The 23,011-nt window shown below is 37.8% G+C and carries 27 protein-coding genes; 4 read left to right on the top strand and 23 right to left on the bottom strand.

Translation table 11 applies throughout. The annotated features are described in order from the left end of the window. The first annotated feature begins 38 nt into the window (after positions 1–38). Positions 39–833, top strand: coding sequence for a hypothetical protein (locus SHI21_RS02105; RefSeq protein ID WP_323574461.1), 795 nt, complete (start codon positions 39–41; stop codon positions 831–833). Next, the gene (locus SHI21_RS02100; RefSeq protein ID WP_323574460.1) at positions 830–2,170 is read left to right on the top strand and encodes a twitch domain-containing radical SAM protein; all 1,341 of its coding nucleotides are present in this window, start codon (positions 830–832) and stop codon (positions 2,168–2,170) included. The genes SHI21_RS02105 and SHI21_RS02100 overlap by 4 nt, the downstream gene beginning before the upstream one ends. Here SHI21_RS02100 and SHI21_RS02095 read toward each other — a convergent pair. The 3 genes from SHI21_RS02095 to SHI21_RS02085 are packed head-to-tail and all read right to left on the bottom strand — an operon-like array spanning position 2,135 to position 6,119. Continuing rightward, positions 2,135–3,118 carry a hypothetical protein gene (locus SHI21_RS02095; protein WP_323574459.1) on the bottom strand — a complete coding sequence of 328 codons (984 nt, stop codon included), beginning with the start codon at positions 3,116–3,118 and terminating at the stop codon, positions 2,135–2,137. The genes SHI21_RS02100 and SHI21_RS02095 overlap by 36 nt on opposite strands. Beyond that, positions 3,108–4,415, bottom strand: coding sequence for a glycosyltransferase family 4 protein (locus SHI21_RS02090; protein WP_323574458.1), 1,308 nt, complete (start codon positions 4,413–4,415; stop codon positions 3,108–3,110). The genes SHI21_RS02095 and SHI21_RS02090 overlap by 11 nt, the downstream gene beginning before the upstream one ends. Before the next feature lie 39 nt (positions 4,416–4,454). Beyond that, entirely contained in the window at positions 4,455–6,119 is a 1,665-nt protein-coding gene (locus SHI21_RS02085; protein ID WP_323574457.1) for a carbamoyltransferase C-terminal domain-containing protein, read from the bottom strand. Positions 6,120–6,267: 148 nt separating this feature from the next. Between SHI21_RS02085 and scpA the strand changes: the two genes are divergently transcribed. Further along, on the top strand, positions 6,268–8,400 hold the full coding sequence (scpA, locus tag SHI21_RS02080; protein WP_323574456.1) for a methylmalonyl-CoA mutase: 2,133 nt from the start codon (positions 6,268–6,270) through the stop codon (positions 8,398–8,400). Then, positions 8,400–9,368 (top strand): methylmalonyl Co-A mutase-associated GTPase MeaB, encoded by a 969-nt coding sequence (gene meaB / locus SHI21_RS02075; protein ID WP_323574455.1) that lies wholly within the window; start codon positions 8,400–8,402, stop codon positions 9,366–9,368. Before scpA ends, meaB begins: the two co-directional genes overlap by 1 nt. A gap of 50 nt (positions 9,369–9,418) precedes the next feature. Here meaB and SHI21_RS02070 read toward each other — a convergent pair whose 3' ends face one another. The 20 genes from SHI21_RS02070 to SHI21_RS01975 all read right to left on the bottom strand — a co-directional run bounded on the left by SHI21_RS02070 (position 9,419) and on the right by SHI21_RS01975 (position 23,006). After that, the gene (locus SHI21_RS02070; protein ID WP_323574454.1) at positions 9,419–9,931 is read right to left on the bottom strand and encodes a biotin/lipoyl-containing protein; all 513 of its coding nucleotides are present in this window, start codon (positions 9,929–9,931) and stop codon (positions 9,419–9,421) included. After that, complete coding sequence (locus tag SHI21_RS02065) at positions 9,931–11,376, bottom strand: acetyl-CoA carboxylase biotin carboxylase subunit (RefSeq protein ID WP_323574453.1); 1,446 nt, start codon at positions 11,374–11,376, stop codon at positions 9,931–9,933. The genes SHI21_RS02070 and SHI21_RS02065 overlap by 1 nt, the downstream gene beginning before the upstream one ends. Next, on the bottom strand, positions 11,373–12,938 hold the full coding sequence (locus SHI21_RS02060; protein WP_323574452.1) for an acyl-CoA carboxylase subunit beta: 1,566 nt from the start codon (positions 12,936–12,938) through the stop codon (positions 11,373–11,375). The genes SHI21_RS02065 and SHI21_RS02060 overlap by 4 nt, the downstream gene beginning before the upstream one ends. Before the next feature lie 83 nt (positions 12,939–13,021). Then, complete coding sequence (locus tag SHI21_RS02055) at positions 13,022–14,587, bottom strand: sigma-54 interaction domain-containing protein (RefSeq protein ID WP_323574451.1); 1,566 nt, start codon at positions 14,585–14,587, stop codon at positions 13,022–13,024. Between the two features lie 290 nt (positions 14,588–14,877). Next, positions 14,878–15,471, bottom strand: a complete 594-nt coding sequence (locus SHI21_RS02050) for a TlpA family protein disulfide reductase (protein ID WP_323574450.1) — start codon at positions 15,469–15,471, stop codon at positions 14,878–14,880. A gap of 65 nt (positions 15,472–15,536) precedes the next feature. Further along, positions 15,537–15,893 carry a 50S ribosomal protein L17 gene (rplQ, locus tag SHI21_RS02045; protein ID WP_323574449.1) on the bottom strand — a complete coding sequence of 119 codons (357 nt, stop codon included), beginning with the start codon at positions 15,891–15,893 and terminating at the stop codon, positions 15,537–15,539. Between the two features lie 23 nt (positions 15,894–15,916). Further along, positions 15,917–16,945 (bottom strand): DNA-directed RNA polymerase subunit alpha, encoded by a 1,029-nt coding sequence (locus SHI21_RS02040; protein ID WP_323574448.1) that lies wholly within the window; start codon positions 16,943–16,945, stop codon positions 15,917–15,919. Between the two features lie 23 nt (positions 16,946–16,968). Next, the gene (rpsK, locus tag SHI21_RS02035) at positions 16,969–17,352 is read right to left on the bottom strand and encodes a 30S ribosomal protein S11 (protein WP_323574447.1); all 384 of its coding nucleotides are present in this window, start codon (positions 17,350–17,352) and stop codon (positions 16,969–16,971) included. A gap of 13 nt (positions 17,353–17,365) precedes the next feature. Next, positions 17,366–17,749, bottom strand: coding sequence for a 30S ribosomal protein S13 (gene rpsM / locus SHI21_RS02030; RefSeq protein WP_323574446.1), 384 nt, complete (start codon positions 17,747–17,749; stop codon positions 17,366–17,368). A 9-nt stretch (positions 17,750–17,758) separates the two neighbouring features. After that, positions 17,759–17,875, bottom strand: a complete 117-nt coding sequence (gene rpmJ, locus SHI21_RS02025; protein WP_102245256.1) for a 50S ribosomal protein L36 — start codon at positions 17,873–17,875, stop codon at positions 17,759–17,761. 20 nt (positions 17,876–17,895) lie between these two features. After that, positions 17,896–18,114 carry a translation initiation factor IF-1 gene (gene infA, locus SHI21_RS02020; RefSeq protein WP_102245257.1) on the bottom strand — a complete coding sequence of 73 codons (219 nt, stop codon included), beginning with the start codon at positions 18,112–18,114 and terminating at the stop codon, positions 17,896–17,898. Between the two features lie 76 nt (positions 18,115–18,190). Continuing rightward, on the bottom strand, positions 18,191–18,829 hold the full coding sequence (locus SHI21_RS02015; RefSeq protein ID WP_323574445.1) for an adenylate kinase family protein: 639 nt from the start codon (positions 18,827–18,829) through the stop codon (positions 18,191–18,193). 3 nt (positions 18,830–18,832) lie between these two features. Beyond that, entirely contained in the window at positions 18,833–20,143 is a 1,311-nt protein-coding gene (secY, locus tag SHI21_RS02010; protein ID WP_323574444.1) for a preprotein translocase subunit SecY, read from the bottom strand. A gap of 17 nt (positions 20,144–20,160) precedes the next feature. Beyond that, on the bottom strand, positions 20,161–20,613 hold the full coding sequence (gene rplO, locus SHI21_RS02005) for a 50S ribosomal protein L15 (RefSeq protein WP_323574443.1): 453 nt from the start codon (positions 20,611–20,613) through the stop codon (positions 20,161–20,163). Between the two features lie 30 nt (positions 20,614–20,643). Then, complete coding sequence (rpmD, locus tag SHI21_RS02000) at positions 20,644–20,832, bottom strand: 50S ribosomal protein L30 (protein WP_323574442.1); 189 nt, start codon at positions 20,830–20,832, stop codon at positions 20,644–20,646. Positions 20,833–20,844: 12 nt separating this feature from the next. Then, the gene (gene rpsE / locus SHI21_RS01995) at positions 20,845–21,450 is read right to left on the bottom strand and encodes a 30S ribosomal protein S5 (protein ID WP_323574441.1); all 606 of its coding nucleotides are present in this window, start codon (positions 21,448–21,450) and stop codon (positions 20,845–20,847) included. An 8-nt stretch (positions 21,451–21,458) separates the two neighbouring features. Next, positions 21,459–21,833, bottom strand: coding sequence for a 50S ribosomal protein L18 (gene rplR / locus SHI21_RS01990; RefSeq protein WP_323574440.1), 375 nt, complete (start codon positions 21,831–21,833; stop codon positions 21,459–21,461). Positions 21,834–21,861: 28 nt separating this feature from the next. After that, positions 21,862–22,404 carry a 50S ribosomal protein L6 gene (gene rplF / locus SHI21_RS01985; protein WP_323574439.1) on the bottom strand — a complete coding sequence of 181 codons (543 nt, stop codon included), beginning with the start codon at positions 22,402–22,404 and terminating at the stop codon, positions 21,862–21,864. 11 nt (positions 22,405–22,415) lie between these two features. After that, positions 22,416–22,799: a 30S ribosomal protein S8 gene (gene rpsH, locus SHI21_RS01980; protein ID WP_323574438.1), complete on the bottom strand. Its 384-nt coding sequence runs from the start codon at positions 22,797–22,799 to the stop codon at positions 22,416–22,418. A gap of 21 nt (positions 22,800–22,820) precedes the next feature. Beyond that, positions 22,821–23,006 (bottom strand): type Z 30S ribosomal protein S14, encoded by a 186-nt coding sequence (locus tag SHI21_RS01975; protein ID WP_323574437.1) that lies wholly within the window; start codon positions 23,004–23,006, stop codon positions 22,821–22,823. Positions 23,007–23,011: the final 5 nt, after the last annotated feature.

Here is a 23,011-nt window from a genome sequence, read left to right as displayed (position 1 = left end):
TAATCTATTATTCTTGTTATCTCTTTTACAAAATTATTGTGAAAGCGAGCCATCCAGAGATAAAAGACATCTGGTACAGGAACTCGTTCTGTTTTGATTATTGGAAATTTTTAAAAAGTGATATCGACATCACTATCGTCTTTGAAAAGTCTAAAAAGCATCTCATAAAAGAAATCAGCTATACTCACTCTGTCTTCCGCAGGTTTTTTCCTATTATTGGTGAACTCTTAATTTATAGCGAAGATCTTAAGCAGCCTCTCTTGGAGTGTGTCAATACATACGAACTAGGAAGAGATCCGTTTCTTATCGAAAAATACGAACTCATTAAAAAACCAGATCATTATGAAAAAATTATTTTTCTTCATAAATTCCTGGTCGCTAATTGGTTCAAAAAAGAAAGACCAAAAAAAACAGCTTATTACATGGAGCAAATTGAACTTGGGCCTCCAAAACCATTCATGGATCTTATAGACGATTTAGGATCTTTATTAGGTGTCGATCAGGTCGAATTCAAAAAACATTATATAAAACTGATGGAACTTGAAGAAGCTCCCCTTGAAATAGACTTCCCTGCTGTTATCTACGCCCTTTTTTATAACAAACTCTGTTATCTAAAAATGAATAGACCTCTTGATCTCAATGAGAAAAATATATTAGAAAAAACTGTTTTGTGGGAACTATGGGGATGCTACAGTTATCAGGGCTCAGTCGATTTTACTAACTTACAGGAACACCTAAAAAGACTAATAGGTGGACTTGATACGCTTGCTAGTGAAGAATTTAGCAATCACAGTCAAAGTCTTGCAAAACAATTAGGTCTACTTGAAGAATGATTAACAAACAGAAACTTGATTCAATTAAAAATGCGCCTAATGGATTCTGCTTGGCAAAGTGGTATCAGGTTACAATTGACCTGAGTCGTGGTTATACCCACAGTTGTCATCATCCAATGAGACACAAAATTCCTGTTGAAGAAATTATTAAAGACCCATCTGCTCTTCATAATACACACTTCAAAATGCTCCAAAGAAAATTAATGCTCGATGGTATTCGTCCACCAGAGTGTGACTATTGTTGGAAAATTGAAGACACAGCAGGCGATCACTTGTCTGACAGATTTATTAAATCTACCGATAATTGGGCCTATGATCTCTTAGATGAAACCCTCAAGTCACCATGGGATAAAAAAATATCTCCAACTTATGTCGAAGTTATTTTCAGCTCAGATTGCAATTTAAATTGTGCTTACTGCATGGCCGATGTTAGCTCGTCCATTGAAAGCGAAATGCAAAAATTTGGTCCATATCCGGTGACTTCTAATCAACATCGTATGCCCAGAGAAAAGGCCATTAAAGAAAATAATCCCTATGTAACAGCTTTCTGGTTATGGTTTCCAGAGATGGTCAAGACTTTAAGAGTTTTCCGAATTACTGGTGGAGAACCTCTTCTATCTAAAGAGACTTTTAAAGTTCTGGATTATTTAATAGATCATCCAGCTCCCAATCTCTCTCTTGCAATAAATACTAATTTAAGTTATTCCTCAACCCAATTACAAAAATTAATATCACAGGTAAAAGTTTTATTCGCACACAAGGCGATCAAAGCTTTTTCAATTTATACCAGCCTTGATGGTTTCGACGATCAAGCATCTTATATTCGCAAAGGGCTCGATTTAAATAAATTTAAAGCTAATATCTCACTAATTACTGACTCATTACCAGAATCCGAAATTATTTTAATGTGTACCTATAACATTCTATCAATTACTTCATTTAAGGATCTACTCGACTGGATTGTTGAACAAAAGAATGCCGGTAAAAGAATCACTCTGGATATTTCTTACCTAAAAGAGCCAGAATACTTACGCGCAAATCTTGCGGACGACTCACTTAAAAGTAAAATGAATGATGATTTAGAATATATGAAAACACTAAAGCAGTTTTCACAATACGAGATCAATAAGTACGACAGAATTGTCAGCTGGGTTAACACTAAAACTGCTGATCCGTTCAAATTTGTCTATCAGGCTGATTTCTACACTTTTATAAATGAATTTGATAAGAGATTTAAGTCAAATTTTTCGGCCTTATTTCCCGGCCATAAAAAATTCTATAGATCATGCATGAAAAGTTACTTATGGAAGAAGATTTATTCTTTGGGCAACAAATAAGGTCCAGTCTTTAAACTCTTTAGTAGATAGTAAGTTCTCTTCGCTACTAGCATAAATACTTCCCTTAAAAATTTTCTCTTTAAGAGTCTCAGTCATTACAATTTCATCTTCAGAAAAATTCTTATGCAAAACGAATCCATGTTTCATAGAAATATTAACATATAAATCCCCTTCTTTCTTCTCGCCGATTTTTTCAAGAGGAAGTGCTCCCCTCCTTAGAAGATCATGCAGGAGCGATGAATCTGAAAAATAAAACTGTAGAGGATTTAAAAAATGAAACTTAAGTTCAGAAACATTCTTTTTTAGGAATTCTTTATAATCAATAATATTGATGTTTTTTCCAGAAAGTTTATCGAAAACAATTTTCAGAAGTTTATGTCCCCACGAAAAATCTTCGTTGTGACCTTCTTCTCCTAAAAACGCACAGCTAGATAACAGGACTGTTACATTATCAAATGCTGACATTTGAGAAGCGACTCTATCCATCTCTTTTTCAAATACTTCTTTAGGTGTTGAATCTTTATCAGGAGAAATCAGAAGTAATAATTCTTTTGCTTGAATATCCAGAATCTTTTCATTCACAAAAAGATCTCTCAACACAACCTTCTCTCTCCAGGCCTTTGGAACCAGCATCGAAAACTTTGAATCAACGATTAGAACCGGATCAATTTCATGAGGAACTGGATTAACCGCAAAATACTTCATCAACGGATAAACGCCATCTCTAAGCGAAAGTAGAGGAAAAATCCGAAACCCTTTAAAGTTTCCTTCTTCCAGCTCAAAACTAAAAATAGGATTAATCGTAGAATGATAAGCGTGTGAATCAGGCAGAAGATAGGTCCAAAACTTCCTATGCATAGGAGTCGGATGCGTCCATATTTTTTCATAAGAAAAAATAGAAGACGTTTTATTCTTTTCAATTAATTCATGGATCTTTTCAAGAGACATAAGCTTTATAAATCTCCTTATATATATCTAAGAACTGGGCCACTTTTGCTCTAAAAGGCGCTAGTGGATTCACTTTAAAAAGAGCACACATCTTATAAAAGACAGGGTCAAATTTTTCAAACCCTGAAAAATTAATGTCATTCACAGTACGTTTTATTTTTTCACTACAAGCACCAACCGACAGTTCAGTAAAAGCTTCTTTAGAAGTCTGTGCTCTCTTTTCAAGATTACTTTCAGACATCAAAAGAGTTTTCATTAGCTTTTTTCTGGCCTCATCAATATTGAGTTGTGGACCATCATTAGTTAATTCAACTTTAACCAGATCTACATCTTTTGAATAAGTCTTAAAGGATGCAAACCCTGCCCAGTCACTTAATAAACATGGTAGTCCAGTAGCAAGAGACTCTGCCACTGACATTCCATAATCTTCATCGTTAAACGTACTCAAGCTCATAAATAAATCAGCAGCATGATACGCTTTTAGTAGTTCACTTGAATTTAACTGACCGATAAATTTTATTTTTTGATTATCAGCTTCAGTTAGTGGATTCGCACTACTAAATTGTAAATAATATGATCCAGGTAGGCCTTCAATACCAGCGTATGGCAAAAGAATATCGTCCCATGGTCCAATGATCCAAAGCTGGGCCTTTTTATTTAAAGCACTCTCCAGACTTTTAAAAATCTTTATAAGTTTATCTACATTTTTTTGATAAGAAATTCTGCCAGTGTAAATGATAACAAAATCATCTACAGCATTTAATTTTTCACGATATTCTTTGCGATTACCAACAAGGTTATCCACATTAAATTTTTGCTCACTAACTGGAAACGGAATAACGGAACATACAGATGAACTAGTTACACAGAATGTTTCCACTAATTTTTTTTGTCGTTCTGAAGCAGCAATAAAATGCACAGGGTATCTTTGAATAGATTTCTCAACCGCTTCCCACCCATTACAATCCAGAACAAAATCACCAAACAGGTGAACAAGGAATTTAGGTTTTTGCTCATATTCATACTGAGCAAAAGTTATATCCAAGGCCTCAACCATTAAGGCCGCATTAGGCTTATGATCCAGCCATACAATCAGATCGAACTTATTTTTTTTAATGTCTTCAGCATGTGCGTAGGCTTGAAAAAGTGAAAGATCTTCCGCCACTTTTAAAGTGACAACTTCCTGATCTTTGAAGGCCTGAAAATAGCTCTCAGCAAGATTGCTGGTAATATGCTTACAGCTCTCCCACGCAGAGATTTCGTCCTTAGAAATGAGTAAGATCTTTTGATATTTCATTAAAGAAATTATGACCTAGTAAAAACTTTCTGGCAAAAATTAGGATTTTCTTTTAATCAGATAGTCATTTATGACGAGATAGTCCGTAGGCGTATTTTCCATAAAACGTCTGACATCCTGAATAGTTTCCACAATAGGCTCATCCATGACATTCAACGAAGTATTCAAGAGACATGGCAGTCCTGACTTTTGTCCAAATCTCTCAAGAAGTTTATAAAATTTTTCATTCTGCCCAATTTTTACCGTTTGCATTCGGGAAGTTCCATCAATATGGCTGACTTCCTTAAGTAGTTCAGCATGCTCATCACGAACCTTAATTGCAAAAGACATGTAGGGATTATTGAAATTTTGATCTATATCAAAATAAACATGGGCCTTTTCCTGGATAATTGAACATCCATAAGGTCTAAAACTTTCCCTGAATTTGATACTTTGATTCAATTTATCTTTGAGCCCAGCTACATCCGGGCGAGCTAAAATACTCCTATTTCCCAATGCACGAGGTCCAGATTCACTTCTTCCTTGAAACCAGGCCACGATATATTTTTCATTAAGTAGCCTAGCTGTTTCTTCAATGATGTCGTTACACTTCTTAATTTCAAAACGATCCAGAGGAAATTCTCTTTCAATAGCAGCATCTTGTGGAATAGAGGCCTTCGCGCCAAAATAGGCAGACTGATTCTCAAAAGGAACTGGCATCCAGCTACCTCGATTATTTTGATACTTTAAATAATGAGCAAGACCAAATCCAATACATTCATCTCCAGGAAATGGAGGAACAAAAATTTTGCTGAATAGTTTTTGGTACATTAATTTGGCATTATTAGTACAGTTGAGTGCACATCCACCAGTAAGAATTAAATTCTCATAATCCGGATACTTCATTTTTATCAATTGAATGATTTTATCATAATCACTTTCCAGTTTCTGCTGAACCGAAGCCGCTATGTTTTTAAACAGCGTATGATCTAAATCCTCCCAATCCTTTTTACTCTTTCCTTTAAAAGAATAATCCCAATTTAAATTCTCTTGAAACTGTAAATGCTCTTCATACTCCATCGGCGTACCAAATGAAGCAAGCCCCATAACTTTTCCAGAAGAGTTAGGTGAATTAAAAATAAATTCAGACGCCGTCTCATAACTCCCACCAATTCTATTGGCAAAACTACGAGTTGAATTTGTCGTAAACCGCACTAACTGCTGAAACACTTGAGTGAGATTCACACCATTCTGCAAGTAAACTGTACACTCTTCAAACTCTCCACCACCAACATCAGTCCCTGCTCCATCCATAACAACAATCACCGACTTTTCAAAAGGTGAAAGCGTCAGTGCCGCATAAGCATGACAAAGATGATGAGGAACATAAGGAAGATCAGGATTAAAATGTTTTGTAAAAATCCCCAATTCGTTTTTCTGAAGATAATCATAAAAAGGAAATAGAGTATTTTGAATGTCCTCAATAGTAGAAGGCCTATGCACATCTCTATTTTCGGCCATCTTTAATGTTTGAATATTTAATCTTGAATAAACTGATTTCAGAGGTAATTCCGGCCATAAACCAGAGTTCTTTTTTCTATTGAGTCTTTCGGTAAGTATGAGTTCGGTACTGTTTTCATCAATCAAGCAGATCGATGAATTAAACTTTGTTTTTCCAAGGCCCAAAAACTGCAAATTGTCTTTCTTTGAGTCGTCATTCTGCATAATTTACGCCTTAGCTTTGATGAATATTAACTATAAACTAAAAAACTAAGAAGTGAAATGGGCCATGACGTCATTGAATCGAGTAATATTTCACGGCCTGCTAACTATTTGGTAGAGTAAGTTGTAATCAAATTTTTAAGGAAGCACTATGCTGAAAGATTGGGAAAAACTCGTAGAAAAAGAAACAAAAGGCAAAAAGCCTTCTGACCTAACATGGAACTCTCCGGAAGGAATTCCTGTTAAAGCTTTCTACTCAAAAGCAGATATAGAGAAATTACAATACACAGATACAATGCCTGGAATTGAGCCATTCATCCGTGGCCCAAAAGCAACAATGTACGCTGGACGTCCTTGGACAATCAGACAGTACGCAGGATTTTCAACTGCAGAAGAATCAAACAACTTTTACCGCAAAGCTTTAGCTGCCGGAGCACAAGGTGTTTCTGTTGCTTTCGATTTAGCGACTCACAGAGGATATGATTCAGATCACCCAAGAGTTTCTGGTGACGTTGGTAAAGCTGGTGTTGCTATCGATTCTGTTGAAGATATGAAAATTCTTTTTGATGGAATTCCATTAGATAAAGTTTCAGTTTCAATGACAATGAATGGGGCCGTCCTTCCAATTCTCGCAAACTATATCGTTGCAGCAGAAGAGCAAGGTGTAACTCAAGATAAACTTTCTGGAACAATCCAAAACGATATCTTAAAAGAGTTCATGGTAAGAAATACTTACATCTTCCCACCAGCTCCATCAATGCGAGCAATCGCAGATATCTTCAGCTACACAGCGAAGAATATGCCAAAATTCAATTCAATTTCTATCTCGGGTTATCATATGCAAGAGGCCGGAGCAGACGCAGCTCTTGAGCTTGCTTACACAATCGCCGATGGAAAAGAGTATATCGAAACAGCAATCAAGTCTGGAATGAACATCGACGACTTCGCTCCAAGACTTTCATTCTTCTTCGGTATCGGAATGAACTTCTACATGGAAATTGCAAAACTTAGAGCTGCTCGATTCCTATGGAATAAAGTTGTTTCAAAATACAATCCAACAAAAGAAGACTCAAAAATGCTCCGCACTCACTGCCAGACATCTGGTTGGTCACTAACAGAGCAAGACCCATACAACAACGTTATCAGAACAACGATTGAAGCTATGGCCGCAGTTTTTGGTGGAACCCAATCTCTTCACACTAATGCTTTTGATGAAGCCATCGCTCTTCCAACAGAATTTTCTGCTAGAATTGCCCGCAACACTCAAATCATTATCCAGGAAGAAACTCACATCACAAATGTAGTTGATCCTTGGGGTGGTTCGTACATGATGGAGTCTCTTACTCAAGAGATGATTAATCGTGCTGAAGAAATCATGGCCGAAGTGGAACAAGCTGGTGGAATGGCAAAAGCTATCGAGACTGGTCTTCCAAAACTTAACATTGAAAAATCAGCAGCCATTAAACAAGCAAGAATTGATAAAGGTTTAGATGTTATCGTTGGTGTAAACAAGCACCGTCTTCAAACAGAAGACTCAATTGAAACATTAGAAATCGATAATCATGCTGTTCGTGATTCACAAATTGAGCGACTAAATCACTTACGCACTCACAGAGATGACCATGCAGTTATGCAAGCTCTGGAAGACCTAACTGACTACGCAAGAACTGGAAACGGTAACGGACTAGATCTAGCGATCAAAGCAGCAAGACTTCGCGCCAGCATCGGAGAAATCACATACGCACTTGAAAGAGTATGGGGCCGCTACAATGCTAACTCGCAAACAGTAACAGGCGTATATGGTAAATCTTTTGAAAAGGATGAGAACTGGATGAAAATCACTGAAGACATTAAATCATTTGTTGAAAGACACGGACGCAGACCAAGAATGCTCGTTGCTAAAATGGGACAAGATGGACACGACCGCGGAGCTAAAGTTATCGCGACAGCTTTTGCTGACGTAGGTTTCGACATCGACCTTGCTCCTCTATTTTCAACACCAGCAGAAGTTGCAAAACAAGCTGTAGAAAACGACGTTCACGTTGTCGGAGTTTCATCTCAAGCAGCAGGACATAAAACGTTAATTCCTGAATTAATGGCAGAACTAAAAAAACTAGGCGCTGACGATATCATCGTAGTTGCTGGTGGAGTTATTCCAAAAACAGATTACGACTTCCTTACAAAAGCAGGCGTAAAAGGAATTTTCGGACCAGGAACAGTTATCCCAGTTGCAGCAAGAGATGTTCTAGCAGCAATCGAAGCTAACCTTACGGATAAAAAATAATGATCGACATCAACAATCTTATTAAAGGCGATAGAAGAACCTTAGCAAAGGCCATCACACTTCTTGAATCAACAAAAGATAGTGATCGAATCGAAGCGAGTGAATTATTAGATCAGGCCTTACCTCACACAGGTAAGAGCTTCCGTCTCGGCATCACAGGTGTCCCAGGTGTAGGTAAATCAAGCTTCATCGAGGCCTTCGGACAATTCCTAATCGCAAAAGGCCACAAGGTCGCAGTTCTTGCTGTAGACCCAAGTTCACCAATAAACGGTGGAAGCATCATGGGTGATAAAACACGCATGGAAAAACTCTCTCAAGAACCAAACGCATTCATCCGCCCCTCTCCTACATCAGGATCCCTTGGCGGAGTTTCACATAAAACCAGAGAAGCTGCTCTTCTATGTGAAGCAGCTGGATTTGATTTCATCCTCATCGAAACTGTCGGTGTCGGACAATCAGAATACGAAGTCCATAGTATGGTCGATTTTTTCGCCATTCTTATGCTTCCAAATGCCGGAGACGAACTTCAAGGAATCAAACGCGGAATTCTCGAACTCGCAGACCTCATCATCGTCAATAAAGCAGACGGAAATATGAAACAGATGGCAAAGGCCGCTGTTCAACAATACTCAGGCGCTCTTGAATTATTAACATCAGTTTCCCTATGGAAACCCAAAGTTGTAACAAGCTCATCTGTCGAAAAGATTGGAATCAGCGAAATCTACGACATCCTGACTGAGTATAAAAATACTTCTAATATCGTAGATCAGATAAAAGAGAAGCGCTCAGATCAAAACAAGGACTGGTTCAATAAACTAATCCATGAACTCATCGAATTAAAAATTAATTCAAAACTAGAATTCAAAAAACAAAAAGCTGATTTAGAAAAAGACGTGGCCACATCAAAAACGTCACCACTAAAAGCTGCTCATAAACTAGTCGACACTATTTTATTCAAAGAAAAATAAAAAAGGCTCCCGAAGGAGCCTTTAATTAAAACAAAATTATCAAAATCTAATTACTCAGCTTCAACTTCAATCATTAAAACACCATTATCAAGAGCGTCTCCGACCTTAACGTGAATAGCTTTAACAATCCCATCAGTTCCACACTTAATTTCGTTTTCCATTTTCATAGCTTCTAAAATTAACAGTGCTTGTCCCTTAGAAACTTTGTCACCAACTTTACAGTCGATTTTAACAACTTTTCCAGGCATTTGAGTAAATAGTCCACCTTCATCTCCACCACCAAGCGAAGAAGGCTTATAACCGCGGTAAAGTTTAAAAACTCTATCCACGTTTAGCATAATCCCCGGTGAATCCTGACGAGCTAGCTTATTCCATCTAGTTCCATCAGTAGATGCAAAGTATTGATCAGCAAGTTTTCTAACAAAGATCGTTTCTTTGTTAAGTTCTTTTTGATCCTTAATCGTTCTGAATTCGAATTCAACCATCTCAGCAGAGTGAGTGATTGTTTTCGTTAAATCTACGATATATTCATTCTTATCGTTATCAATTAAATACGTTCTCATTATAACCCCATTCTTCTAGCTTCAATCCCGGCAATTTGCTTGTAGATTGAAGTGAAGTTCATATCAGTAACAACTTGCTCTTGAGGTTTCTCAGTTGCAATGAAGTTAGTTGAATATTTACCGTTAATGAAAACTTCATTTCTCATAATAACTTTATGAAGAGGAATGTTAGTCTTCAACCCTTCCAGAAGTAATCCATCAAGAGCAGCTCTCATTTTTCTGATTGCAACTTCTCTTAAAATCCCTTTAACAACCAGCTTTCCAACCATTGGATCGAAGTCTGGAGTTACTTGAAGACCTTTATAAAGACAGTTATCAAAACGAGTTCCTTGAGGGAAGTTCGTTTCACAACCTGTTACAGTTCCTGGAGCTGGAAGCATTGTGATTGGATCTTCAGCACAGATACGACATTCAATCGCGTGACCTGTTCTCTTAATCCATTCCTGTGAAGGAATCCCAAGATCTTCACCGAAAGCAGACTGGATCATACATACGATCAAATCGATTCCCGTGATTTCTTCAGTAATCGGATGCTCTACCTGAATACGAGTGTTCATCTCTAAGAAGTAAAATTCTTTATCTTCACCCATAATTAATTCAACAGTTCCTGCTGAATCGTAATTAATAGCTTTAGCTAATTTTACGGCCGAATTACAAACTCTCTGACGTAGTTCTTCATCATCACCAATGAATGGCGACGGTGCTTCTTCTACGATCTTCTGGTGGCGACGTTGAATCGAGCATTCTCTTTCGAAAAAGTGAAATACGTTGCCTTTTCTATCAGCTAAAATCTGAACTTCAATATGGTGTGGATTAACAATGAACTTCTCAACAAGAAGATCACCGTTTTTAAATGCAGATGCAGCTTCTCTTCCAACAGCTTCGAAGTTATTTCTAACGTCTTGCTCATTGAAACATGTACGCATCCCACGTCCACCACCACCAGCAACAGCTTTTAGTAGAATAGGATATTTAATTTCGTTAGCAATCTTGATGGCTTCTTCAATAGTTTTTACTGGCCCAGTAGAACCCGGAACAACCGGCATCCCAACTTTCTTAGCAAATTCTTTTGAAACAGCTTTATCACCCATTACTCTTACAGCTTCTGGGTGCGGTCCAATCCAAACGATTCCATTATCAACTAGCGCCTGAGAAAACTCAGTGTTCTCTGATAAGAATCCGTATCCTGGGTGAACACCATCAATTTGGTATTTTTTACAAACTTCTAAAATATTTGGAATATTTAAATAAGTCTCAGCATTAGTAGAACCTGGAAGACGTACCCATTCATCACAAACTTCTAAGTGTTTTGCTTGAACTTCATTATCCGTCCAAACTCCCACAGCAGTGTGACCTAACTCGCGACACGCTTTTGCGATACGAGCGGCAATCTCTCCACGGTTAATGATAAGAATTCTTTTGTTTCCTGAAGTAATCTTACTCATAGTTGGATGTTCCCGTGTTTACGTTTCGGCTTTTCTTGCTTCTTATTTTTAAGAGCAACCAAATACTCATAAACTCTCTTGCGAGTTTCTTCCGGAAGAATAATTGCATCCATGAATCCAAGTTCAGCCGCTCTATAAGGATTAGCAAACTTCTCTTCATAATCAGCAATCAACTGAGCTTTTTTATCGTCGAAAGCTTTTCCAGTTAATCCTTCCATATCAGCACGATTAATAATGTTAACTGCACCTTCAGCTCCCATAACCGCAATTTCTGCAGTTGGGTAAGCCAGGTTTACGTCAGTCTTAATGTGCTTAGATGCCATAACCAGGTAAGCACCACCGTAAGATTTACGAGTGATGATTGAGATAAGAGGAACAGTTGCTTCAGAGTAAGCATAAAGAAGTTTTGATCCGTGCTTAATGATCCCACCAAACTCTTGGTTAGTTCCTGGAAGGAATCCTGGAACGTCTACTAAAGTTAAAATAGGAATATCAAAAGCGTCACAGAATCTAACGAATCTTGCAGCTTTTTCAGAAGAAGAAATATCAAGTACCCCAGCTAATACAGCAGGCTGATTAGCAACGATCCCGATCTTAATTCCACCAATTGAAGCAAACCCTACGATAATGTTCTTAGCGTAGTCTTTATGAACTTCTAAGAATTGAGAGTCATCAACGATGTCGAAGATGATTTCTTTCATGTCGTATGGTTTTTTCGGATTAGCAGGAACAGTTTCTTTAATTTTTACGTTGTCGCGATAAATTGTATCCGACGTGTATTTTGGAGTCGCTTTCGTAAAGTTAGCTGAAGGAATATAAGAAAGAAGCTCGCGCACTCTTTCGAAACATTCATCTTCGCTTGCAACTTTAAATTGAGCTACACCAGATTTTTCAGAGTGAGCAGTAGCTCCACCTAATTGATCTTTTGTTACTTCTTCGTGAGTTACAGTCTTGATAACATCTGGACCAGTAACGAACATGTATGAAGATTTATCAACCATGAAAATGAAATCTGTTAGAGCAGGAGAATAAACCGCTCCACCAGCACATGGCCCCAAGATTAATGAGATTTGAGGAATAACTCCAGAGCACTTTACGTTTCTGTAGAAAATTTCTCCGTATCCCGCTAGCCCTTCAACACCTTCTTGAATACGAGCTCCACCTGAATCATTCATACCGATCATTGGAATTCTATTTTCAAGAGCGAAATCCATGATCTTACAAATTTTCTTAGCGTGTGCCGCTCCAAGAGATCCACCAAAACATGTGAAGTCTTGAGAATATAATGCGATTTTTTGTCCGTTGATTGTTGCTACACCAGTAACAACACCGTCACCAAGAAAAGACTCTCCTTTTCCCATGGCCGCTGTTTTACTAATAACAAAACGATCGAATTCAAGAAATGAACCTGGATCTACCAGACGCTCAATTCTTTCTCTCGCCGTGAACTTACCTTGTTCATGTTGTTTTTTGATTCTGGCTTCACCACCACCTACTTCAGATTCTTGTCTGAGTTTAAGCAATAGCTCGCGCTTCCCTTCCAGGGTTTGGGTCTGAGACATAAAAAAACCTCCTAAAGAAGACGGCATTTTATACTGTCATTCCTTAGGAGGCTACTTATACTGCGTCAAAAAATACTTAAAATTTACGCGGCCTTAACTCTCTTATCAAGTCCGTACTTATCTACTTTCATAATTAAGCTCGCTCTAGAGATATCTAGCTCTTTAGCTAACTTAGATTTATTGAAATTGCAGCGCTTCAATCCTTCACGGATCATCATAATCTCTAACTGCTCAAGCGCTTCTCTTAAAGTCCCTTCAGTATCAACGCCTTTGAACGCTGGTTCTGCCGAAGCTCCCCAATCAATGATTCGCGGTGAAAGATTTTCCGGCCCAATCATTTTCTCGTCCCCAGCTAAAACCACAAGTCTTTCAACTTCGTTTTCTAGCTCACGAACGTTCCCTGGCCATGGATAATCCAACATTTTTTCCATACATTTTTTAGCAAAAGTTTTTAACGCTTTTCCTGACTCATCACATCGCTTCTTAAGGAAGAAATCCATAAGTACTGGAACGTCTTCTCCACGGTCACGAAGAGGTGGAAGACCAACGTTGATTACGTTAATTCTGTAATATAAATCTTCTCTGAACTCACCTTTCGCCATCATCTCTTTAAGATTCTTATTCGTTGCCGCAACAATTCTCACGTCAACTTTCTTAGGCGCCGTCGCTCCTACCGGAAGATAAGTCCCTTCCTGAAGAACGCGTAGTAACTTAACCTGCATTGATAGAGTTGTATCCCCGATCTCATCCAGGAACAGTGTCCCACCGTTAGCCGTTTCAAATAGACCTTTCTTATCTTTCACCGCTCCAGTAAACGACCCTTTCATATGCCCGAATAATTCCGAGTCAAGAAGGTTATCGTTAAACGCTGAGCAGTTAACAGCTAAAAACATTTTATCTTTTCTTGGAGAATAAAAGTGGATGGCCTTAGCAACAAGCTCCTTACCAGTCCCGTTTTCCCCTTGAATAAGTACAGACGATTCAGATGAAGAAATCTTCTCAAGAAGAGAATAAATTTGTTGCATCTTCTTCGATTTACCAATCATCGCATGGTATCTGTATTTCTCACCAACTTCAGATGATAGTGCATGAATATGCTCTTCACGTTTCGTGATCTCATCATGAAATGAAACCATCTCTTCCGCTACTAATCCTGTAAGTTCTTTTACGTAATCTAATTCACGAGGCCACATCTTCTTAATCTTCTCACATGCAGAAGCTGCGTCCGCCGGTGTCGATCCACACTCAATCATTTGCGCCTTAAGTGCTTCAATATCTCCAGACGTTGCCGTATCCAAAACGAATGGATAAACAAACACCGCTCCAGCAAATTCCCCTTCCATCTTTACAGGAAAAGCAACTCCCTTTACGTTCTTGAAATATGATTCATAAACCACGATCTCATCTTTACCAGATGCCATCGCTTCAACAACTTTCTCAATATCTTCTGCTAAGAAGTCATGCCCATATGCTGCTTGCATCTGAACTTTCATGAAATGACTTTTGAATGCGTGAGTTTTACTCGTATGATCTGACCAAAGTTTTCCGTGAGCATCTGTATAAAACATTTCCACATCAAACCACTTCCCTAGAATTCCTTCTAGTTTAGAAATAACGTGAAGTTTTCCCATGTCTTGCCAATTAATCATACAACTCTCCTAAATCGAGTTTCGATGTTTCAGTATAAAAACATCTAAGTTGTAAAACTTTTCGGCACTTTCACGAAAATCTTAAATAAATTGATAAAAGAATTAACAGGTAAAGGATTTACCCATCTATTAAAAAAAGACAGTTCAGACTTTCGGAATCTTAAGCGAATAAAAATGCTACAAAAGTAGTCCGCTGGATTGCCAGATCTCTTAAAAAAGGCAATTCGCCTCTTTATTTAACTTAAACTAGTAAAAATGTTGCGCATTTTTTCGACAATCTTTTTCGACTATCAGTGTGTTTCTATTTTACGTTCTTCGACTTTTTGGTCATTTAGCCAAAAACTTAGACGGGTAACGTACGATTCGGCCAACCAATCCTGGGGCCCAATAAATTTATTAATATGTTTCCCCGTACTATTAAAGAGAAACGTCTCCGGAACCTTTAGTGTACCCAATTGGTCCATTACTCTATTTTCTTTATCGATAGCAAAAGTCACATTCTTTGGAATATTCGGAAATCGAGTCAGAAACTTCTTAATCTTCATCTCTTCATCGTTAACCGCGATCAAAAGAAACTTAACCCCAGAATCCTGTACTTTAGCAGCATAAGATAAAAACTCCGGCATCTCCTTCTCACAAGGCGCACACCACGTCCCCCAGATATGAACAAACACTCCCGTAGACCCAGCTAAAAAGTCATTAGACTTAATAACGGCCATCGAGCTTACATTGGTCACATTAAATTCCGGAAGCACTTTTAAAACCGGCGCAGAGTTATCAGCACTACTTCCGTAGAACACCTTTCTCTCATAGCTACCATATAAAAAAGTAAGCCCTAACAGAGCTGCAATCAGAAGAATCTTTTGGAAAAAATTTAATTTCATATTGAAAAAATAGGCAAAAAAAAGCCTCCCGTAAAGGAGGCTTTAATATTTAAAAATCGATCTAACTATTCAACTAAAGCGAAGTAACTCATCTTAGCGTTATCACCAACACGCCCTTCAGCGATTTTGATAACTCTAGTGTATCCACCATTTCTAGTTTTGAACTTTGGAGCAACATCATTGAATAAGAATGTTACTGCTTTATCAGAGTTCAATTTAGAGTATGCAATTCTTCTGTTGTGAACTGTATCAACTTTTGCAAGTGTGATTAGCTTTTCAACATATGATCTTAGGGCCATACATCTAGCATGAGTTGTCTTAATTTTTCCGTGCTCGAATACTTCGATAGCAAGGTTTTTAATGATTGCTACTCTGTGAGCTGGCTTTACGCCTAAAGTATATTTGTGATTCCCGTGTCTCATAATTCCACCTAATAATTAATTTCTTAGTTTTTACCTAAAGTTTTACCGTCTTGCATATCTTTCATTAAACTGTCGACTTTCATCCCAAGTCCAAGACCCATGCTTGTTAGAATTTCTTTAATTTCATTTAAAGACTTTCTACCAAAGTTCTTAGTTCTTAGCATTTCACCTTCTGTCTTCGAAACTAGTTCGTAGATATACTTAATGTTAGCATTCTGTAAACAGTTTGCTGAACGAACTGAAAGTTCAAGTTCAGATACTGGCTTAAGAAGCGCATTGTTTGTAGGTGAAGAAACTGCGATTGGTTTAGAATCGTGTTTAACAACTTGCTCTTCGTCTTCAAAAGTTAAGAACACAGCTAACTGGTCTCTTAAGATTTTTGCAGCGAAAGCGATCGAATCAGCAGGGTTAATCCCTGAGTTCGTCCACACTTCAAGCGTAAGTTTATCGAAGTCAGTTCTCTTACCAACACGAGTGTTTGTAACAGAGTAGTTAACACGGTAAACAGGCGAGAAAAGTGTATCTAAATAGATCCACCCAACAGGTAGCTCATATTCATCTTTGTTATCTACAGCAGTAACATAACCTTTTCCGCGTGCCACTTTAAGTTCAACTTTAAGTGATCCACCAGAAGAGATGTTAGCGATAACGTGATTCGGGTTAAGAATTTCTACGTTAGCGTTTGTTACGATGTCAGAAGCTCTTACTGGACCTTCTCCTGATTTCTCAAGAACTAGAACAGTATCTTCTCTTCCAGAAATTTTAAATCTAACTTCTTTTAAGTTAAGAATGATTTCTGAAACTTCTTCTTTAACGTTATTGATTGTACCGAATTCATGCTCAACACCTTCAACTCTAATCGCTACAATTCCTGCTCCCTGAAGAGAAGAAAGTAGTACACGTCTTAGAGAGTTCCCAAGAGTCTGGCCGTAACCTCTCTCAAGTGGCTTCGCTACGAATTTTCCGTAATCGTTTCTTAGGCTTTCGCTTTCTGCTTCCAGAGCTACCGGTCTAATCATGCTATTCCAGTTTTTAGCTGTAAAATTATCCATTCTGAAGTCTCCTTAAATAGAAATTAAACTCTTCTTCTCTTAGGTGCTCTACATCCATTGTGTGGAATAGGGCTTCTGTCAGAAACAGAAATAATTCTGATACCAGCGCCAAGAAGTGCTCTAATAGCATTTTCTCTTCCAGCTCCTGGACCTTTTACTCTTACTTCTACTGAGTTTAATCCATGTTCAACAGCTCTTTTTGCAGCTTCAAGAGAAGCAGTTTGAGCAGCGAACGGAGTCGACTTTTTAGATCCTCTGAATCCTAATTGACCAGCACTTGCCCAAGCAAGAGCGTTCCCTTGAGGATCAGTGAAAGTAACAATTGTATTATTGAAAGACGCTTGGATATGACAAATCCCGTGCGATACGTTCTTTTTTACTTTTTTCTTAACAACTTTTTTTACCATAAAATTACCTTAATTATTTAAGTGATTTAATCGATTTCTTACCAGCAATTGCAACCGCAGGACCTTTTCTCGTTCTTGCGTTTGTATGCGTTCTTTGTCCTCTAACAGGAAGACTTCTTCTATGACGAACGCCTCTATAGCATGCCATATCCTTTAGTCTTTTAATGTTAAGGCCGATTTCACGACGAAGATCCCCTTCAACCACGTGACCTTCTTCAAGGTGCTTTCTGATTGTTTGAACTTCTTCTTCAGAAATATCATTTGAACTTTTATCTGGGCTGATACCAGCTGCAGTTAAAACGTCCATCGCTACTTTTGGTCCAACTCCGTAAAGAGATTGAAGTGCGATTTTCATTGCTTTGTTTCTTGGAATGTCTACCCCTAAAATTCTTGCCATATATTCCTCTTAACCTTGTCTCTGTTTATGCTTTGGACTTGCTTTACAAACAACTCTTAATACACCTTTTCTTTTAATAACTTTGCAATCTTTACAGATTACTTTTACCGAAGCTCTAACTTTCATAACATCCCCGCTACAACTTACTACTTACTTCTGTAAGTAATTCTACCTTTAGTTAAATCGTACTTACTAATTTCAACTAGAACCTTATCTCCAGGCAAAATTTTGATAAAGTGCATGCGCATCTTCCCGCTAATGTGAGCAATAATAATATGCCCATTAGGTAATTTCACACGAAATTTTGTGTTAGGTAAAAGTTCAGTAACTTCGCCTTCCACTTCAATGATATCTTTATCGCTCATATTCCCCTAAAACAGGTTGTATATCCTAAAATAATCCCATTATGCAAGTTCTATATTTTTAGGCTATTCTAATTTGTTAACTAATTACTTTTTCAAGTGCACTAAAGACTTCTTTTTCTTGCATTGATGCATCAATCTCTACCAATACGCCTTTTGATTTATAAAAAGCTAACATTGGATCAACTGTGTCTTTGAAAATCTGTAAGCGATTCGAGACTACTTCTTCAGTATCATCTTTTCTCTGCTTAAGAGTTCCAACCGAACCACACTTATCGCAAACATCTGCAACTTTCGGAGCTTTTGTTTGAAGATTATAAATCTCCCCACAATTGCTACAAGTTCTTCTGTTAACAACTCGTGAAATAAGGATGCTCAAGTCAATTTTAAAATAAACAGCTAAGGTTTTTCTTCCCTGTAGCAGTTCAGCCTCAAGCATTTCTGCCTGTGCAATATTACGTGGGAACCCATCAAAAATATAGCTAACTTTGTCTACGTCACAATTAGCTTTTAGGAGGGCCATTACGGTTTTATCGTCTACCAAATCACCTCGAGATATAATTCCCGAAACTTTCTGGCCTAGTTCACTACCTTTTGCAATTTCACTTCTTAAAAGATCACCTGTCGATACGTGCTTAAAGCCTTTATCGATTAATTTCGCCGCCTGCGTTCCTTTTCCAGAACCTGGAGCTCCAAGGATGATCAAATGAGGTTTCATTATCTAAAACCTTCTATTTGGACCGTTGTATTTTCCTTTACTCTTAAAGGCGGTCTCGTACTTATCAGAATACATAAATGTTTGAACGTTTAGCATAACTCTCATCGCAACTGAAACCATGATCAAAAGAGAAGTCCCTTCAAATCTACTATGGCTTCCAGTGATAACCGATGGAAGAATACAAACCACGATCAAGAACATTGCACCGAAAAATGTCACTCTATTTAAAACAAAGTCTAAATAATCTTTAGTCTTATCCCCTGGTCTAATCCCTGGAATAAAAGCGTTATTCTTCTGAAGCATTTCAGCAACTTTTTTAGTTTTAAACTGAATTGGAGCATAGAAAAATGACATGTAAAAAATCAACAATGCAAATACTAGGTTAAACAGAAGTTGTCCTGGCATTAACGATTGGTGAATCGTATCAACATATGGCTTAAGTGGACTAGTAGCTGGAACAAAGTTCGCTAAAGTCGCCGGAGCCGCTAAAAGTGAAGAAGCAAGAATTGGAGGCATTACCCCACCAGTATCTAGTCTTAATGGAAGATTCTGAGCTCCACCATACACTTTGTTATTAACTACTTTTTTAGCATATTGAACTGGAATATTTCTAAACGCACTTTCAATATAAGAAACAATATAAAGAGAGACAATAATGATCGCTACACCGATCGCCAAGTTCCACCCTGAAAGTTCTCCATTTCTAAATAGAGTTACTTTTTGGAAGAATTCAGCTGGAAGCTCTACTGCAATCCCTGTAAAGATAATAAGTGAAACACCGTTCTCTAGACCGAATTCAGTAATTCTTTCCCCTAACCAAAGAAGGAACATTGTCCCACCAGCTAGAGTAATCATTGTAGTTAATCTGAAAAGCATCCCTGGTTCATTGATAAGTGGAACACCTGTTGGGCTTCTGAAGCCTTCGAACACAGCGGCCATACCGTAACCTTGAATACAACAAAGAAGTACTGAGGCATAACGAGTCCATTTCTGGATCTTCTTATTCCCTTCACTGTCTTCTTGCATTTCTTGGATTTGTGGAACAACTTCACCTAATAAGCTGAAGATGATTGATGTAGTGATATAAGGCATGATCCCAAGTGCTAGCACTGAGAATCTCTTGAATGCACCACCGCTGAAAGTGTTAACAAGGTCGAAAAGACCTCCGCCACCTTCAGAGAAGTATGATGCTAAAGCCGAAGCGTTAACACCTGCTACAGGTACTTGTGCTGCTAGTCTATAAACTAGCAGCAGAAGGAATGTATAAAATATTCGTTTCTTAAGATCCTCTATTTTTCCTTGAGATGTCGACATTTTTAGTTTTTCCTAAACTATTTAACAGTTCCAGAACTGTTTTGGATTGATTCTAAAGCTTTCTTTGAAAACTTAGTAATTTCCTCAAAGTTTAGAGCCTTAGTCAATGCAATATTGCCGATAACTTTAATTTTTAGAGATTTATTGATCCCAGAAAGAAGACCTTTCGCGATCAATGACTCTCTATTAACAGTTTCAGATTTAGCAAACTTAGTTTCGATGTTTTCAAGCGTTACTACTGCGAACGGATCCGCAAATCTAACGTTACTGAATCCACGTTTTGGTAGTCTCATGTATAGAGGAAGGTTGTTACCTTCAAACCCTGATCTTACGTGACCACTTTTTCTAGCTTTTTGACCTTTATGTCCTTTACCAGCTTGAGTACCTTGACCAGAAGCTTGTCCACGACCAAGTCTTTTTGTATTTTTATTAGCACCTTTTGGGCTCGATAAATTATTTAAAGTTAACATAACAAATTCCTCTATATTCTTTACGAATGACTATTCTTTAATTTCTAACATGTAGATGATCTTTTTGATCATTCCTCTAACACTTGGAGTATTTTCAAGTTCAACCGTTTGACCGATTTTTCTTAATCCTAATCCGCGTACGTTAGCTTGAACTCCCTTAGTTGTCCCAGGTAGTCCTTTAACAAGTTTTACTGATATTTTTGCTGATGTTTTAGCCATAAAATTCCCTAATTAGTTTTTCGATCTAAGACCTTTAGGGTCTTTATCTCTAGCTTTTGCAATTGCTTCAACTGATCTTAACTCTCTAAGAGCTTTGAAAGTTGCCTTAACTACGTTATGTGGGTTATTTCCACGTAAAGACTTAGTTAAAATGTTATGCACCCCTGCAAGTTCAAGGATTGAACGACATGCTCCCGCAGCCTTTACCCCTGTACCGTTTGCAGCTGGCTTGAAAAGAATCTTTCCTGCATCGAATTCCCCAAGGATTTCGTGTGGGATAGTTCCGTTATCAAGAGGAACAGTAATCATATTTTTGTAAGCTTCTTGAGTTGCTTTTCTGATAGCTTCAGGAACTTCTTTCGCCTTTCCTAAACCGTATCCAACTTTACCTTTTTTATCACCAACGATCATAAGTGCAGAGAAAGAAAATCTTCTACCACCCTTTACAACTTTAGCTACACGATTTACAGCAACAACTCTTTCTTCAAGTTCTGTTCCTGCACCAGGTGCCTTTTTCTTAGGAGCCGGAGCGCCTTGGCCTCTTTTACCGCGTGGACCTTTTTTGTTATCGCCACCTTCAGTTTCTAATTCTTCAATTACCGAAATTTCTTCAGACATATGATCTCCTAAACCTGGATTCCGCTTTCTCTAATACTCTGAACAAGTGCAGCTACCACACCTGTGTATCTATAACCTGCTCTATCAAATACAGCAGTGCTAAGATTTTTTGACTTCATTACCGCAGCAACTTTAGCCCCAACCTTTTTTGCACCTTCGACATTACAGCTATCAGCTGCTGCAGATTTACCGAATGTACTTACTGTGAATAAAGATACTGATTTTGTATCATCAATAACTTGAACAGTAATGTGCTTATTCGATCTCATTGCACAAATACGAGGTCTTTCAGAAGTTCCACTGATTTTATTTCTAATGCTCAGTCTTCTCTTCTGTCTTTGTTGGTTTTTCTTGTTTGCTATTTTACCGTACTGCTTTCTCATATAATAATCCCACTAGATAATTAATTTATTACTTACCTTTACCGCCGGCCTTACCAGCCTTTCTAATAATTGTCTCAGTCGTGTACTTAACACCTTTACCTTTGTACGGCTCTGGCTCTCTGAAAGATCTAACTTTAGCAGCTACTTGACCTACTAATTCTTTATTTGATCCTTCGATATCGATTTGGTTTTTCGTTACTTTTGCAGTAATTCCTGCAGGAAGTGGAAAATCGATAGGGTGAGAATAACCTAAGCTTAGGTTTAACATTTGACCGTTAACTGCTGCTTTATATCCAACACCTGTGAATTCAAGTGACTTTACGAAACCAGTACTAACACCAACAACCATGTTGTTAACAAGAGTACGAGCTGTTCCCCATTGAGATCTTGCTTCTGCAGATTCATCTTTAGGTGCTACCGTAATAGACTTTCCTTCCATTGTTACTACTACATTGCTGTTAAGCTTATGAGTAAGAGTACCTTTTGCACCTTTTACAGTTACTAGGCCGTCTTTAATAGTTACTTCTACTTTCTCAGGAATATTTACTGGATGTTTACCAATACGTGACATGATTTAAACTCCTACCAAACGTTGCAGAGAACTTCTCCGCCAACTTTATTTTTCTTAGCTTCTCTAGATGACATAACACCTTTTGAAGTAGAAACAACTGAAATACCCAGACCACTCATTACTCTCGCGAATGAATCGTAGCTGTTATATCTTCTTAATCCAGGTCTTGAAACTCTACTTAGACCAACGATTGCACCTTCTTTAAGAGCAACTTTGATTTTGATATCGTTTGGTGCCTTTGCAACGATTTTGAAAGACTTGATATAACCTTCGTCTTTTAAAACTTTACAGATAGCAGCTTTAATTTTGCTTGCCGGAAATTCTACTTTCTCGTGACCAGCACTGTTACCATTTCTGATAGATGTAAGCATGTTTGAAATTGGATCTGTTATCATATATTCCTCTATATCCCTAAATTACCAGCTAGACTTAGTTACACCAGGAACCATCCCTTTAAGAGATAGATTTCTGAAGCATACTCTGCACAGTTTAAACATTCTAATGAAAGCTCTTGGTCTTCCACAGTTTTCGCATCTATTTCTGTGTCTTACTTGGAACTTCGGTTTTTTATCATTTGCAATAATTTTAGCTAATCTAGCCATTTATA

Source organism: Bacteriovorax sp. PP10 (assembly GCF_035013165.1).
Lineage (GTDB): Bacteria > Bdellovibrionota > Bacteriovoracia > Bacteriovoracales > Bacteriovoracaceae > Bacteriovorax > Bacteriovorax antarcticus.
Note: the sequence above shows the minus strand (reverse complement) of the source record. Positions and strands in the feature narration are given on the sequence as shown.

What these genes read in the sequence shown, in the direction of transcription:
- SHI21_RS02100 (WP_323574460.1), top strand. Translation starts at nt 830, where the DNA reads ATGATTAACAAACAGAAACTTGATTCAATTAAAAATGCGCCTAATGGA.
- SHI21_RS02095 (WP_323574459.1), bottom strand. Translation starts at nt 3,118, where the DNA reads ATGTCTCTTGAAAAGATCCATGAATTAATTGAAAAGAATAAAACGTCT.
- SHI21_RS02090 (WP_323574458.1), bottom strand. Translation starts at nt 4,415, where the DNA reads ATGAAATATCAAAAGATCTTACTCATTTCTAAGGACGAAATCTCTGCG.
- SHI21_RS02085 (WP_323574457.1), bottom strand. Translation starts at nt 6,119, where the DNA reads ATGCAGAATGACGACTCAAAGAAAGACAATTTGCAGTTTTTGGGCCTT.
- scpA (WP_323574456.1), top strand. Translation starts at nt 6,268, where the DNA reads ATGCTGAAAGATTGGGAAAAACTCGTAGAAAAAGAAACAAAAGGCAAA.
- meaB (WP_323574455.1), top strand. Translation starts at nt 8,400, where the DNA reads ATGATCGACATCAACAATCTTATTAAAGGCGATAGAAGAACCTTAGCA.
- SHI21_RS02070 (WP_323574454.1), bottom strand. Translation starts at nt 9,931, where the DNA reads ATGAGAACGTATTTAATTGATAACGATAAGAATGAATATATCGTAGAT.
- SHI21_RS02065 (WP_323574453.1), bottom strand. Translation starts at nt 11,376, where the DNA reads ATGAGTAAGATTACTTCAGGAAACAAAAGAATTCTTATCATTAACCGT.
- SHI21_RS02060 (WP_323574452.1), bottom strand. Translation starts at nt 12,938, where the DNA reads ATGTCTCAGACCCAAACCCTGGAAGGGAAGCGCGAGCTATTGCTTAAA.
- SHI21_RS02055 (WP_323574451.1), bottom strand. Translation starts at nt 14,587, where the DNA reads ATGATTAATTGGCAAGACATGGGAAAACTTCACGTTATTTCTAAACTA.
- SHI21_RS02050 (WP_323574450.1), bottom strand. Translation starts at nt 15,471, where the DNA reads ATGAAATTAAATTTTTTCCAAAAGATTCTTCTGATTGCAGCTCTGTTA.
- rplQ (WP_323574449.1), bottom strand. Translation starts at nt 15,893, where the DNA reads ATGAGACACGGGAATCACAAATATACTTTAGGCGTAAAGCCAGCTCAC.
- SHI21_RS02040 (WP_323574448.1), bottom strand. Translation starts at nt 16,945, where the DNA reads ATGGATAATTTTACAGCTAAAAACTGGAATAGCATGATTAGACCGGTA.
- rpsK (WP_323574447.1), bottom strand. Translation starts at nt 17,352, where the DNA reads ATGGTAAAAAAAGTTGTTAAGAAAAAAGTAAAAAAGAACGTATCGCAC.
- rpsM (WP_323574446.1), bottom strand. Translation starts at nt 17,749, where the DNA reads ATGGCAAGAATTTTAGGGGTAGACATTCCAAGAAACAAAGCAATGAAA.
- rpmJ (WP_102245256.1), bottom strand. Translation starts at nt 17,875, where the DNA reads ATGAAAGTTAGAGCTTCGGTAAAAGTAATCTGTAAAGATTGCAAAGTT.
- infA (WP_102245257.1), bottom strand. Translation starts at nt 18,114, where the DNA reads ATGAGCGATAAAGATATCATTGAAGTGGAAGGCGAAGTTACTGAACTT.
- SHI21_RS02015 (WP_323574445.1), bottom strand. Translation starts at nt 18,829, where the DNA reads ATGAAACCTCATTTGATCATCCTTGGAGCTCCAGGTTCTGGAAAAGGA.
- secY (WP_323574444.1), bottom strand. Translation starts at nt 20,143, where the DNA reads ATGTCGACATCTCAAGGAAAAATAGAGGATCTTAAGAAACGAATATTT.
- rplO (WP_323574443.1), bottom strand. Translation starts at nt 20,613, where the DNA reads ATGTTAACTTTAAATAATTTATCGAGCCCAAAAGGTGCTAATAAAAAT.
- rpmD (WP_323574442.1), bottom strand. Translation starts at nt 20,832, where the DNA reads ATGGCTAAAACATCAGCAAAAATATCAGTAAAACTTGTTAAAGGACTA.
- rpsE (WP_323574441.1), bottom strand. Translation starts at nt 21,450, where the DNA reads ATGTCTGAAGAAATTTCGGTAATTGAAGAATTAGAAACTGAAGGTGGC.
- rplR (WP_323574440.1), bottom strand. Translation starts at nt 21,833, where the DNA reads ATGAGAAAGCAGTACGGTAAAATAGCAAACAAGAAAAACCAACAAAGA.
- rplF (WP_323574439.1), bottom strand. Translation starts at nt 22,404, where the DNA reads ATGTCACGTATTGGTAAACATCCAGTAAATATTCCTGAGAAAGTAGAA.
- rpsH (WP_323574438.1), bottom strand. Translation starts at nt 22,799, where the DNA reads ATGATAACAGATCCAATTTCAAACATGCTTACATCTATCAGAAATGGT.
- SHI21_RS01975 (WP_323574437.1), bottom strand. Translation starts at nt 23,006, where the DNA reads ATGGCTAGATTAGCTAAAATTATTGCAAATGATAAAAAACCGAAGTTC.